General features: G+C 70.2%; 14 protein-coding genes. 7 read left to right on the top strand and 7 right to left on the bottom strand.

The window, feature by feature from the left end; translation table 11 throughout:
- Positions 1-39 precede the first annotated feature (39 nt).
- From ABKA17_RS30780 to ABKA17_RS30765, 4 genes are all read right to left on the bottom strand, one after another.
- Positions 40-1,422 carry a ferredoxin reductase family protein gene (locus tag ABKA17_RS30780; RefSeq protein ID WP_353695561.1) on the bottom strand — a complete coding sequence of 461 codons (1,383 nt, stop codon included), beginning with the start codon at positions 1,420-1,422 and terminating at the stop codon, positions 40-42.
- A 125-nt stretch (positions 1,423-1,547) separates the two neighbouring features.
- The gene (locus ABKA17_RS30775) at positions 1,548-2,249 is read right to left on the bottom strand and encodes a L,D-transpeptidase family protein (protein WP_353695560.1); all 702 of its coding nucleotides are present in this window, start codon (positions 2,247-2,249) and stop codon (positions 1,548-1,550) included.
- Positions 2,250-2,252: 3 nt separating this feature from the next.
- Entirely contained in the window at positions 2,253-2,840 is a 588-nt protein-coding gene (locus tag ABKA17_RS30770; protein ID WP_353695559.1) for a pyridoxamine 5'-phosphate oxidase family protein, read from the bottom strand.
- Positions 2,841-2,986: 146 nt separating this feature from the next.
- Positions 2,987-3,901 carry a hypothetical protein gene (locus ABKA17_RS30765; RefSeq protein WP_353695558.1) on the bottom strand — a complete coding sequence of 305 codons (915 nt, stop codon included), beginning with the start codon at positions 3,899-3,901 and terminating at the stop codon, positions 2,987-2,989.
- Between the two features lie 211 nt (positions 3,902-4,112).
- Between ABKA17_RS30765 and argH the strand changes: the two genes are divergently transcribed.
- The 4 genes from argH (at position 4,113) to ABKA17_RS30745 (ending at position 8,839) form a co-directional block, all read left to right on the top strand.
- Entirely contained in the window at positions 4,113-5,543 is a 1,431-nt protein-coding gene (gene argH, locus ABKA17_RS30760; RefSeq protein ID WP_353695557.1) for an argininosuccinate lyase, read from the top strand.
- A gap of 148 nt (positions 5,544-5,691) precedes the next feature.
- On the top strand, positions 5,692-6,663 hold the full coding sequence (locus tag ABKA17_RS30755) for an aldo/keto reductase (protein WP_353695556.1): 972 nt from the start codon (positions 5,692-5,694) through the stop codon (positions 6,661-6,663).
- Positions 6,664-6,749: 86 nt separating this feature from the next.
- Positions 6,750-7,316: a TetR/AcrR family transcriptional regulator gene (locus ABKA17_RS30750; RefSeq protein WP_353695555.1), complete on the top strand. Its 567-nt coding sequence runs from the start codon at positions 6,750-6,752 to the stop codon at positions 7,314-7,316.
- Entirely contained in the window at positions 7,313-8,839 is a 1,527-nt protein-coding gene (locus ABKA17_RS30745) for an MFS transporter (protein ID WP_353695554.1), read from the top strand. The genes ABKA17_RS30750 and ABKA17_RS30745 overlap by 4 nt, the downstream gene beginning before the upstream one ends.
- A gap of 95 nt (positions 8,840-8,934) precedes the next feature.
- On the opposite strand, the gene ABKA17_RS30740 is transcribed toward ABKA17_RS30745, so the two are convergent.
- Entirely contained in the window at positions 8,935-9,609 is a 675-nt protein-coding gene (locus tag ABKA17_RS30740) for a lysophospholipid acyltransferase family protein (RefSeq protein WP_353695553.1), read from the bottom strand.
- 332 nt (positions 9,610-9,941) lie between these two features.
- Here ABKA17_RS30740 and ABKA17_RS30735 point away from each other — a divergent pair, with 332 nt between their 5' ends.
- The 3 genes from ABKA17_RS30735 (at position 9,942) to ABKA17_RS30725 (ending at position 12,229) form a co-directional block, all read left to right on the top strand.
- Positions 9,942-11,105 carry a glycerophosphodiester phosphodiesterase gene (locus ABKA17_RS30735; RefSeq protein WP_353695552.1) on the top strand — a complete coding sequence of 388 codons (1,164 nt, stop codon included), beginning with the start codon at positions 9,942-9,944 and terminating at the stop codon, positions 11,103-11,105.
- A 74-nt stretch (positions 11,106-11,179) separates the two neighbouring features.
- Positions 11,180-11,686 (top strand): RNA polymerase sigma factor, encoded by a 507-nt coding sequence (locus ABKA17_RS30730; protein WP_353695551.1) that lies wholly within the window; start codon positions 11,180-11,182, stop codon positions 11,684-11,686.
- Positions 11,687-11,731: 45 nt separating this feature from the next.
- Positions 11,732-12,229, top strand: coding sequence for a GNAT family N-acetyltransferase (locus ABKA17_RS30725; RefSeq protein ID WP_353695550.1), 498 nt, complete (start codon positions 11,732-11,734; stop codon positions 12,227-12,229).
- A 4-nt stretch (positions 12,230-12,233) separates the two neighbouring features.
- On the opposite strand, the gene ABKA17_RS30720 is transcribed toward ABKA17_RS30725, so the two are convergent.
- A complete protein-coding gene (locus tag ABKA17_RS30720; protein ID WP_353695549.1) occupies positions 12,234-12,674 on the bottom strand; it encodes a hypothetical protein in 441 nt (146 codons plus the stop codon).
- Entirely contained in the window at positions 12,655-13,014 is a 360-nt protein-coding gene (locus ABKA17_RS30715; protein WP_353695548.1) for a hypothetical protein, read from the bottom strand. The genes ABKA17_RS30720 and ABKA17_RS30715 overlap by 20 nt, the downstream gene beginning before the upstream one ends.
- Between the last annotated feature and the right edge of the window lie 6 nt (positions 13,015-13,020).

Raw genomic sequence — 13,020 nt, 5'->3', positions numbered from 1 at the left:
GTCTTTGAAGGTCCCGTCAGACCTGAAGGTTCCCGTCGCTCACATCTCGAACGACTCGTGATGGATGCGGCGGGCGGGCACACCCGCACCGCGCAGTGCCTCGTACACGCCCTGTGCGAAGCCGGGCGGCCCGCACATGAAGACGTCGTGCTCGTCGATGTCCGGCAGCTTCTGCTGCAGCCGCTCCGCCGAGATGTCCGGCCGCTCGCCGTCCGGACTGTTGACGGCGTACATCAGCCGGGCGCCCCGCTCGTCGGCGATGGCGGCCAGCTCGTCCCAGAGCGCCAGGTCCTGGGTGCTGTTGGCCCGGTAGAGCAGGGTGATGTCACCGGACGCACCGGGCAGCGTCTCGAACAGTGCCCGCATCGGCGTGATGCCGACCCCGCCCGCCACCAGCAGCACCTTGCCGCGGCTGCGGCGCTGGGCGGTCATGGCGCCGTAGGGCCCCTCGGCCCACACCTTGGTGCCGGGCGTCAGCTCGCGCAGGCGCGCGGTGTGGTCGCCGATCGCCTTGACCGTGATCCGCAGCATGTCCGGGCGCGGGGCCGCCGACAGCGAGTACGGGTGGGAGCTGAACCGCATGCCCGGCGCCTTGAAGCGCCAGCGGAAGAACTGACCCGCCTCCGCGCCCATCCGGTGCAGCTTCTTCCCGCCGATGAGCACCGACACGATGCCCGGCGTCTCCTCGATGACCGCCGCGACATACATGCGGTGCCGCATGTTGAGGCGGATCGGCGTCAGCAGGCGGTACCAGATCACCAGCGCGGTGACCACGCCGTACAGCCCGTACCAGAAGGTCTTCGCGGCCGGTGCCACGGCGAACTCGTTGCCGGTGGTGATCTGGTGCCAGAACGTCAGGTACACCACCGCGTAGGTCAGCAGGTGCACGTGGTACCAGGTGTCGTACGGCAGCCGGCGCCGGACCCCGCCGATCGAGAGCAGCGCGATGACCAGCAGCAGCCCGGTGCCGATGGCAGCCTTGCCCATGTCCGGCAGGGTGGTGATCAGGTCGATGAACTGCGTCACGACATCGCCGAGCGTCTTGCCCGCCTGGAGCGCGTACCCCCAGGTGATGAGGAAGACGTGCGCGATGACCAGGCTCACCGTGTAGCGGCCGCTCATCGCGTGCCAGCGGGCGACCCGGTCCGAGCCCACCCGCCGCTCCAGCGCGGGCACCCGGGCCATCTGGAGCACCACGAGCGCCATCAGATAGCCGGCCAGCAGACCGGTGATCCGGCCCGCCGCGACGATCCGGGCGGTGTTGTCCGCGAGGGACGGGGTGTTGTCCCACCACAGCCACAGCACCGCGGCCGCGCCCGTCCATAGGGCGATCACCAGCGGGACGGCCGGGGAGCGGCGCGGGCGGATGCGGCGCATCGTCTGGCGGCGGGCGGCGCGGCCGCCTGCGAGCGTGGTGGTCACGATTCCTCCGGGAGCGGGGCAAGGGGGGTGGCGTGGTCCCTTGGCCCAGAGGTACGTGCCGCGACGCCCGTGTGTTCAGTTGTTTCTCGAGTCCGATGTGCAGTGGGGTGACTGGCGGTAACCCGTCAGTACCGGGTGATCGCCGTACGCCCGCTCGTGGTGCCGATCGCGATGTGCGGCGCCCGGTCCGGGTCGGCCCATCGCAGCACGCGGCGCATGGCGTCGGCGGAGACGGACACACAACCCGCCGTCGCCCCGCTGCCGTTGACATGGAGGAAGATCCCGGCGCCCCGACCGCGCACCGGCTCGGAGTAGTTGAAGCCGATCACCATGGCGTACGCGTACTGCTTCGGGTACGAGGCCAGACGCTCCGACTCGGCGGCCCGGCAGTCCTTCGCGCGCGGCTCGCTCCAACGGTTGTAGGAGCGCGAGTCGTTGTCCTGGCACCACCAGGACTTCGCGCGCACGGGCCGGTACTTGTACGAGGTCCCGCCCGGCGCCGCCTTCACCCCGAAGGCGTACGGCAGGTGATAGAGCCCCGTCGGTGTGGTGTTCGTGCCCTGCTTGCGCGAGGCGCCCTCGACGAGCCCCTTCGCACCGAACCGGGCCTTGGCCGAACCGGCCTTCACCCACTCTCCGTTGTCGAGGTCCCACCAGATGAGCGTCCCGGTGGTCGAGCCGTTCTTCGCGGCGACCGCGGTGATCAGCTGGGTGCCGCCCCCGGTGTCGGCCATGCGCGCGGGCAGGGGCGTACCGCCGCCGGGCGCGGCACCGAGCACGAGCAGGGACGCGGACACGAGAGCCGTGGCGACGGCGGGGGAGCCCATGGCTCAGACGGTAGAGGGCGGCAGCGGCAACGGCAGCCCGGGTAGGCCGTCCAGGCTCGTGGCGATGTGCTCCTTCTTGGCGAAGTACGCGCTGAGCGACTCGTCGTCCTCGCGCGCGAACCGCCTGGCGTGCAGGTCACGGTCCTCGTCGTACGTCATGAAGGGCACCGCGTAGCCGCAGGAGTCGCGGACGGTCTCGGCCGTCACCACGATGATGGCCCGCAGCCCGTGCAGGCTCGGATCGATGTCGGGGAAGTGGGTGAGCAGTTCCCCGAAGCGGGGGTCGTCCCGCAGGACGGCCTCGCCGCGGCCGTGCACCCGGACGATGTTGGGCGGTCCCTGGAACGCGCACCACATGAGGGTGATGCGGCCGTTCTCCCGCAGGTGCGCGACCGTCTCGGCGGTGGAGCCGGCGAAGTCCAGGTAGGCGACGGTGAGTTCGTCGAGTACCGCGAAGGAGCCCTTGAGGCCCTTGGGGGAGAGGTTGACCGTGCCGTCGCCGGACAGAGGGGCGGTCGCGGTGAAGAAAAGAGGCTGCGCCTCGATGAAGGTGCGCAGCCGGCCGTCTATGCGTTCATAGGTCTTTCCCATGTCTAACGATTATGGGTGGGACTCTTTCGCCTGTCTAATGAATCGCGGCATCCGTTTCGAGGAGTCCGGAGGCTCGGTACTCCCCGGACATCGCCGCGGCCGCCCCGGCCGGCGCTGAACTCGGGGCGGCCACAGCACCTGTCACGTCACTGGGTGAGCGTGCAGGTGGCCAGGGAGTCCAGGCCCTGGGGCTTCTCGGCGGTACGGCCGATGGAGATGGCGATGCGGTCGATGGTCGACTTCCGCTTGTCGGCCAGCGGGCCGAGGATGGCGTTCTGGACGAAGTTCGGTCCGCCCTGGCCGACCGTGTCGACGATGCGCTTGTTCGCCTCGGCGATCTGGGTGTTCAGCAGCGCCAGGTTGCGGTCCACCTCGGCCTGCGCGGTGGCCGGGATCGCGGGCAGCTGCGAGGCCACGTCCGGGCACGAGATGGCGCCCGCGGCGGCGGCCCCGCCCGCGTCCTGCGCGTTGCCGTTGCCCTGCGCGTTCCCGGCGTCCTCGGCGCCCGCCGCCTCGCTCGGAGTGGCCTCCGCCTCCGCGCTGGCTCCGGCCTCCGCGCCCGCTCCGGCGTCCTCGCCCGCCCCGGCCTGCTCGCCGGTGTCGGCGACGCCGCCCGCGTTGAGCGTGCAGGGCGCGAGCGCCTCCAGGCCCTGGGGCTTGTCGGCGGTGCGGCCGATGGCCGTGGCGATGCGGTTGACGACGGCGATCCGCTTGTCCTCCAGCGGGCCGAGGATGGCGTTCTGGACGAAGTTCGGTCCGCCCTGGCCGACCGTGTCCACGAGCCGCTTGTTGGCCTCGTCGATCTGGGTCTGGAGCAGGGTGAGGTTACGGTCGATCTCGGCCTGTGCGGTCGCCGGGATCGCGGGGAGCTGCGAGGCGACGTCCGGGCAGGTGATGGTGCCGGGGTCGGCGAGGGTCTGCGCGTTGGTGCCGTTGCTGCTCTTGGAGGTCTCCCCGGCGAGGGCGGAACCGGCGATCACGGCACCGGTCAGCACGAGGGCGGTGGCACCGCCGATGAACGCGACGCGGCGCTTGTTGTACTTCGGAAGAGCCCTGGACATGCTGATGCCTCACAAGGGTCGGGGGGTGTCGTCGTCTCTGTGGTTGTACAAACGCGGCGCCTGCGTTCGGGGAGGGGTACGAGTAAGCGGTTTCGATTGTTCAAAGGATCTTCAAATCCATCACGAGACCGGCCTGAATTGACGAATCATGCACTGCACTGCATACTCATGCATGACGGTGAGTCGATCGACCTCTCTAGGAGCAACGCAAGTGAGCAGCAACAGCGGTGATGTCCGGCTCTGGGGCGCCCGATTCGCCGACGGTCCCGCCGAGGCCCTGGCGAAGCTGTCCGCGTCAGTCCACTTCGACTGGCGCCTCGCGCCCTACGACATCGCCGGTTCGCGTGCCCACGCGCGCGTGCTGCACAAGGCGGGTCTGCTCACCGACGACGAGCTGACGCGGATGATCGCGGGCCTCGACCAGCTCGCGGCGGACGTCGCCGACGGTTCCTTCGTGGGCACGATCGCCGACGAGGACGTCCACACGGCCCTGGAGCGCGGTCTGCTGGAGCGCCTCGGCCCGGACCTCGGCGGCAAGCTGCGCGCCGGCCGGTCCCGCAACGACCAGGTCGCGACCCTCTTCCGGATGTACCTGCGGGACCACGCCCGGATCATCGGCGGCCTGATCGCCGAGCTCCAGGACGCGCTGATCGGCCTGGCGGAGGCCCACCCGGACGTGGCGATGCCCGGCCGCACCCACCTCCAGCACGCCCAGCCGGTGCTCTTCGCCCACCATGTCCTGGCGCACGCCCAGGCACTGTCCCGGGACGCGGAGCGGCTGCGCCAGTGGGACGAGCGCACGGCGGTCTCCCCGTACGGCTCGGGCGCCCTGGCCGGTTCGTCGCTGGGCCTGGACCCGGAGGCGGTCGCGAAGGACCTCGGCTTCGAGCACGGCAGCGTCGGCAACTCCATCGACGGCACGGCCTCCCGTGACTTCGTCGCCGAGTTCGCCTTCATCACCGCGATGATCGGCGTGAACCTCTCCCGGGTCGCCGAGGAAGTCATCATCTGGAACACGAAGGAGTTCTCCTTCGTGACCCTGCACGACGCGTTCTCCACGGGCTCGTCGATCATGCCGCAGAAGAAGAACCCGGACATCGCGGAGCTGGCGCGCGGCAAGAGCGGTCGCCTCATCGGCAACCTGACCGGCCTGATGGCCACGCTCAAGGCCCTGCCGCTGGCGTACAACCGCGACCTTCAGGAGGACAAGGAGCCGGTCTTCGACTCCTGCGACCAGCTGGAGGTCCTCCTCCCCGCCTTCACCGGCATGATGGCCACCCTCACCGTGAACCGGGAGCGCATGGAGGAACTGGCCCCGGCCGGCTTCTCCCTCGCCACCGACATCGCCGAGTGGCTGGTCAAGCAGGGCGTCCCGTTCCGGGTGGCGCACGAGGTGGCCGGCGAGTGCGTCAAGGTCGCCGAGTCCGAGAACAAGGAACTGAACGACCTGACGGACGAACAGTTCGCCAAGATCTCCGCCCACCTGACCCCCGAGGTCCGCTCGGTCCTCAACGTCCCGGGCGCGCTCGCTTCACGCAACGGCCGCGGCGGCACGGCGCCGAGCGCGGTGGCGGTCCAGTTGGCCGAGGTGAAGGCGGACGTGGCGGCACAGCACAAGTGGGCCGAGGCGAAGCGCCCTTAGGGGCGCGGGGAACTGCGCGACAAGCCACGAAGCACCCGTACCCGCCATGGAGCCGCACGCCCCGAGCTCGTAGGCGCCCTGCTTCACCGAAGGTCATCGCGGGTTACGTTGGTCGAAGCCGTAAGGAGCCGACCGATCGGAGCCCGCGATGCCCTTCGCCCGCCTGGCGACAGCAACAACCCCCACCTGCCACATCGGCCTCGGCCTCGCCGCAGTCGGCCGCCCCGGCTACATCAACCTCGGCCGCGACGAAGACCTCGGAGCCAACCGCAGCGTCGACGCCCTGCGCGCCCGCACCCATGAACTCCTGGACGCCGCCTACTTCCAGGGCGTCCGCTACTTCGACGCGGCCCGCTCCTACGGCCGTTCCGAGGAGTTCCTCGCCGACTGGCTCAACGCGCGCCCCGACATCGACGACATCGTCGTAGGCAGCAAATGGGGCTACACCTACACCGCCGCCTGGACCACCGACGCCGAGAAGCACGAGGTCAAGGACCACAGCGTCCAGACCTACGTCCGTCAGCGCGGCGAAACCGCCGAGCTCCTCGGTGACCGGCTGGACCTCTACCAGATCCACTCGGTGACCCCGGACAGTCCGGCTCTCACCGACAAGGAGCTGCACGCCAAGCTGGCGGAAGCGGCCGCCGAGGGGGTGAGCGTCGGCTTCTCCACCAGCGGCCCCGCCCAGGCCGACGCCATCCGCGCCGCCCTCGCCGTGACGGTCGACGGCGAGCCTCTCTTCCGCACGGTCCAGTCCACCTACAACGCCCTGGAGACCTCGGCCGCCCCCGCCCTCGCCGAGGCCCACGAGGCCGGGCTGACGGTGATCGTCAAGGAGGGCATGGCCAACGGCAGGCTCGCCGAGGTCCACGCGCCGGACGCCCTGAAGGCCGTGGCCGCGCAGACCTCCCTCGGCTGCGACGCGGTCGCCCTCGCCGTGATCCTCCGCCAGCCCTGGGCCGGCGTCGTCCTCTCCGGCGCCGCCACCACCAACCAGCTCGCCTCCAACCTGCATGCCGCGGTCGTCGACCTGGACGAGGAGCAGCTGGACCGCCTCGCCACGCTCGCGGAGGAACCGGGCGCTTACTGGGAGCGGCGCGGGCAGCTGCCCTGGCACTGACACACGAGGACCCACCCAGCGGTCGACGGTGAGACGGCCATGCCCGCGATGAGACATTCATGTCTCACATGGGCTATGGTTGTCTCATGGCTGTCGATCGTGACCACGTGCTGCGCAGTGCCGCCGCCCTGTTGACCCGTAAATCCACCGCGACCATGGACGAGGTCGCGAAGGCCGCCGGGATCAGCCGCGCCACCCTGCACCGTCACTTCGCCGGGCGCGACGCGCTCGTCCGGGCCCTGGAGGCACTCGGCATCGAGGAGTGCGAGGCCGCCCTCGACGCGGCCCGCCCGGACGACGGCCCCGCGAGCGACGCCGTACGGCGACTGGTGCGGGAGATCGAACCGGCCGCCGCCCTGCTCGCGTTCCTCTACACCGAGAACCAGCTGTTCGAGGGCGAGCAGCAGAACGCGGGCTGGACCCGCATCGACGACCGCATCGCCGCCCTGTTCCGACGCGGCCAGGCGACCGGCGAGTTCCGTATCGACCTCACGCCGACCTGGCTCACCGAGGCGCTGTACGGACTGCTGGCCTCGGGCGCCTGGGCGGTGTCGGAGGGCCGGGTGGCCCGCAAGGACTTCCAATTCATGATCGTCGAGCTGCTGCTCGGCGGCGCACTGAGGCACCACACAGAACCGAGAGAGGAATCATGACCAGCACTATGCAGCCGGCGTCGTCGAACGAGGCGGTGACCAAGCGCCCGGGCCGTTGGCTCGCGCTGTCCGTCCTCGTCCTGGCCGTGCTGCTGGTGGCCGTCGACGCGACCGTCCTCGGTCTCGCGACCCCCTACATCAGCGAGGACCTGAAGCCCTCCGGCACCCAGCTCCTCTGGATCGGCGACGTCTACTCCTTCGTCATCGCTGGCCTGCTCGTCTCGATGGGCAGCCTCGGCGACCGAATAGGCCGCAAGCGGATCCTTCTCATCGGCGCCACGGCGTTCGGCGCGATCTCGGTCCTCAACGCCTACGCCACGACACCGGAGTTGATGATCCTCGCCCGCGCCCTGCTGGGCGTGGCGGGCGCGACGCTGATGCCGGCGACCCTCGCCCTGATCCGCAACCTCTTCCACGACCCGCGCGAACGCAGCCTCGCCGTCGGCATCTGGGGCGCGACCGCCTCCGCCGGTACGGCGATCGGCCCGATCGCGGGCGGTTTCCTGCTCGAACACTTCTGGTGGGGCTCGGTCTTCCTGATCAACCTGCCCGTGATGGCGGTCCTGGTCGTCGTCGGCGTCAAGATGCTCCCGGAGTCCAAGAACCCGAACCCCGGCCCGTGGGACATGCTCAGCGTCGCCCTGTCACTGGTCGGCATGATCGCCCTGGTCTACGCCGTCAAGGAGGCCGCAGGCCACGGCATCACGGGCGAGAGCCTCGCGGTGGGCCTGCTCGGCGCGGCCGCCCTGTACTGGTTCGTGCGCCGTCAGTTGACCCTGCCGACCCCGCTGCTGGACATGCGGCTGTTCCGCAACCGCGGCTTCAGCGCGGCCGTCCTGGCCGACCTGCTGACCATCCTCGGTCTGTCGGGCCTGGTGTTCTTCCTCTCGCAGTATCTGCAACTGGTCCAGGGCAGGCGCCCGTTGGAGGCGGGTCTGGCCGAACTGCCCGCCGCGGTGGGCGCGGTGGCGGCCGGTCTGATCGCCGGTCGCGCGGCCCGGCGTTTCTCGGTGCGCTCGGTGGTCGCGGGCGGCCTGGCGGCGGTGGGCCTGGCGCTGGCGGCCCTGACGGTGATCGACCAGTCGACCGGCTACCCCCTGTTGGGCGCCGCCCTCCTGGTCGTCGGCATCGGCGCCGGCTTCTCCTTCACGGTGACGGCCGACGTGATCCTCTCCAGCGTCCCCAAGGAACAGGCGGGTTCGGCGTCGGCGGTCTCGGAGACGGCGTACGAACTGGGCGCGGCCCTCGGCATCGCCGTACTGGGCTCGATCGTGACCGGCGTCTACCGGGGCTTCACGGGCCCGGCGGGCACCCCGGAAGGAGCGCACGAGTCCTTGGGTGGTGCGGTGGAGGCGGCGGCGGGAATGCCGGCGCAGCAATCGGCAGCACTCCTGGACTCGGCGAGGCAGGCATTCGTGGACGGCCTGTCGCTGGCGGCGGGTGTGGGCGCGGTGGTACTCCTGGCAACGGCGGTGGCGGCATGGTTCATGCTGAAGGAACAGCGCCTGGAAAACGCCGGTTAAGGGGACGCACCTCAGGGGCGCGGGGCGGTATCGATCTGCGGCTCCGCCGCGTGGGCGCGACCAGCCCCCACAGCCCCGCACCCGGCGATGGACCTCTACGCGGCCTCTTTCGCCTTGGTCGCGTACATGTCCACATACTCCTGCCCCGACAGCCGCATGACCTCGGCCATCACAGAATCGGTCACCGCCCGCAGCACATAGCGGTCCCGGTCCATCCCCTCGTACCGGGAGAACTCCATCGCCTCGCCGAAGCGGACGGTGACGCGGCCGGGCCGCGGGATGCCGGCGCCGCCGGGCTGGACCTTGTCGGTGCCGATGATGGCGAACGGGACGACGGGCGCGCCGGTCATCATGGCGAGCCGGGCGATGCCGGTGCGGCCGCGGTAGAGGCGGCCGTCGGGGGAGCGGGTGCCCTCCGGGTAGATGCTGAAGACCTTGCCCTCCTCCAGCACCCGGCGCCCGGTCATCAGCGCCGCGACGCCGCCGCGGCCGCCGTCCCGGTCGACGGGGATCATGCCGCAGCCCGTGAAGAACCAGGCCATCAGCCGCCCCTTGAGGCCCTTGCCGGTGACGTACTCGTCCTTGCCGATGAAGAACACCTGACGGTCGCAGAACAGCGGCATGATCATCGAGTCGATGAACGTCAGGTGGTTGCCGGCGAGGATCACCGGACCGTCTCCCGGGATGTGCTCCGCGCCCTCCACCCGTGGGCGGAACATCAGGCGCATGATCGGTCCGAGCACTGCCTTGATGAGCGCGAAGCGGGACAACGGACCCTCCGGTGTCAAGTGAATCGGTATATGTCTGTGCAGGTGAGGACGATACTCGCGGTCACCGGGGTAGTGCACATCGGGTTCACCGGGTTCACCGAGGTCTTACGCAGTGTTGACGCTGGTTTACCTGCGGTGGCGCACGGTGTACCGCCCGTAACCCGTTGGCCATGATGTGACGGACATCGCCCTCCGCGCCTGACAGCCCGTCACACCGGCCTTCCCGTACGACATCCAGCGTCACCCGCGTGTTCTGCCTCAGGTCTCCCGTCCGTCATGTGCACGCACCTACGATCGGCGCGCAGTGAAGAGGCGACGCAGGGAGGGTCCTCATGGGAACGCAGAACTCGGACGAGCAGGTGGGCGGCACCGGACGGCGGGCCCTTCTCGGCGCCGCGGTGCTCGGCGCGAGCGGAGCGGTACTCGGTCTCTCGGGTACGGCGAGAGCCGGCGAGGCGCGGCACGGTGGAGGCGTGAAGAGCCTGCCCGTGCCGACGATCATCGGTCACCGGGGCGCCAGCGGCTACCGGCCGGAGCACACGTTCGGCTCGTACCAGCTCGCCCTGGACCTCGGCGCCCATGTCGTCGAGGCCGGTGACCTGGTGCCCACCAAGGACGGCCACCTCGTCTGCCGCCACGAGCCGGAGATCGGCGGTACGACGGACGTCGCGGACCACAAGGAGTTCGCCGACCGCAAGGCCACCAAGCTGCTCGACGGGGTCTCCGTCACCGGCTGGTTCACCGAGGACTTCACGCTCGCCGAACTGAAGACCCTGCGCGCGATCGAGCGCATCCCGGCCAACCGTCCGCACAACACCCTCTACAACGGGCGCTGGGAGATCCCCACCTTCGAAGAGGTCCTGAAGTGGCAGGACGAGCAGACCCGCAAGCGCGGCAAGCAGGTCTGGATCTACCCCGAGACCAAGCACCCCACGTACTTCCGCAAGCTGGGCCTCGGCCTGGAGGAGCGGGTCGCCAAGCTGCTGCACAAGCACGGCAAGGACAGGTGGAACTCGCCGGTCATCCTCCAGTCCTTCGAGCCGACCAGCATCCAGCGCCTGAACAAGCTGGTCGGCAACCCGCTGGTGGTCCTGCTCTCCTCGGCGAGCAGCCGCCCCTGGGACTTCGTCGAGACGGGCGACCCGCGCACGGTCGCCGACCTGATCACCCGCAAGGGGCTGAGGGAGATCGCCGGCTACGCCCAGGGCATCGGCCCGACCCTCGACCTGGTCATCCCGAAGGACGCGAACGGCGACCTCACGACGCCGACCACGCTCGTCGCGGACGCGCACAAGGTGGGGCTGATCCTGCACCCGTACACCATGCGGAACGAGAACCCCTTCCTGCCCACCAGCTTCCGCAGGGGCACCGACCCCGACGCGTACGGCGATGTCTTCGGCGCCTACCGGACGTACTTCGCCACGGGCATCGACGGGGTCTTCACCGACAACCCGGACACCGGCCTGCTGGCCCGCGAGGACTTCGTCAACGGCTGAGCGCACGCCCCCGGTTGGGGTGACAGACGGCCGCCCGGGCAACCCGTCGCCCGGGCGGCCGCGTCGTCAGGCATATGACGCACGACCTGGTCACCACCCTGCGCCCCCTGCTCACCGCCGAAGCCTCCGCGGAGGCACATGCCACCGGTGCGGAACCGGGCGATCTCGAACAGGCGGTCTGGCTCCGCCTCCTGGAACGCCTCGACACGGACGGCCCGCCGACGGATCCGCAGGGCTGGCTGCGCCGCGCGGTCCGCTCGGAGGCCCGCCGCACACGCCGTACGACGCGAATCGAACGGCCGTATGAGACCGAACCCGCGGACGACGCGGACCGCACCCCGGAACACCTCGCCCTCGCGGCGGCCCGCGGCCGGGCGCTGCGCGATGCCGTACGCCGTTTGCCGGGCCGCTGTCCGAGTCTGATGGAGGCGCTGCTCTCCCCGATGGACCTCACGTACCGGGAAATCGCGGGGGAGTTGGGTATCTCACAGGGCAGTCTCGGTCCGGAACGTTCCAGATGCCTGGGTTGTCTCCGTCGTTTGCTCACACCGGAGGTTGCGGCCGGGAGAGGGCGGGGATAGGAGTGAGGGACGACAGGCGATCAGGTGAGCGGGAGGCGTGCGCACATGGGCATGAGCGTGACCATCTCGGCGGCGAACGAGCGGGATGCGGAGCAGATCTTCAGGCTCCAGTACCTGTGCTTCCAGAGCGAGGCGGCGTTGTACGGCAACTACCGCATCGATCCGCTCGTCCAGACTCTGGACTCGGTCCGTGAGGAGGTCGCCGCGGACTGCGTCTTCGTGGCCCGCCTCGGCGAGGAGGTGGTGGGCTCGGTGCGAGGCCGCGTCACCGAGGACGGCTCGGCCGCCATCGGCAAGCTCTGCGTCCACCCCCGCCTCCAGGGCCACGGCATCGGAGCGCGGCTCCTGAAGGCGGCCGAGTCGGCCCTCGCCGAGGAGCGCGGTGCGACGGTGTTCCGGCTCTTCACGGGCCACCGCAGCGAGGGCAACCTCCGCCTCTACCGCAAGGTGGGCTACGAGGCGGTCGGCACGTCCAAGGGCGCGGACGGCGTACCGATGATCGTCCTGGAGAAGCCGGCCGGCACCTACGCGGCGACGGCCTGAGCCCCTACTGGACGGTCCGCGCCCTGCGCAGCCAGTAGATGGCCGACAGTGGCAGCAGTACGGGGATGAAGACGTACCCCATGCCGTAGTCGGACCAGACGGTCGCGTCGGGGAACGCCGAGTGGTCCAGCAGGGTCCAGGTGCCCACGGTCAGCACACCCACCAGCTCGGCGGCGCAGCACACCAGCGCCGCCTTGCGGGCGGTCTCGCCGCCGCGCACCAGGGTGTACGTGATGAAGCCGTACACCAGGCCCGCGAGGGCGGACAGCGAGTAGGCGAGCGGCGCCCGGTCGAACTCGGTCGCGATCTGGTAGACCGAGCGCGACACGGCGCCGACGACCATCACGCCGTACAGCCACACCAGCAGCGTGCCAGGCCCGCTGACCAGTCGGTTCCTCGCCGACTCGTCCTCCGCCACGGTCACCTCAGCCTCCCCAGATGTCATAGAGCCGCACCTCCAGCACGGCCAGCACCACACCGCCGGCCGCGACCGTCACCGAGCCCCACTTGGACCGCTCGGAGAGCGACAGCATGCCCGCCGCGGGGACGCACGCGAACGCGCCCAGCAGATACGCCACGAAGATCGTCGTCCCCTGGTCCGGCTTCTCGCCCCGCGCCAGCTGCACGATCCCGACCACCAGCTGCACCAGGGCCAGCAGCGACACCACACCCATCCCGATGAAGTGCCAGTCCTTGGTGGGCTCATCGCGATAGGCCGCCCAGCCGCACCACGCGGCCAGCAGTAGCGCGGCGACGCCGGTCACGAGCGTCAGGGCATCAAGCATGCGCCG

Origin of the sequence: Streptomyces sp. RG80 (assembly GCF_040446465.1) — a bacterium.
Taxonomy (GTDB): Bacteria; Actinomycetota; Actinomycetes; order Streptomycetales; family Streptomycetaceae; genus Streptomyces.
This window is presented reverse-complemented; position numbering and strand designations above follow the sequence as displayed.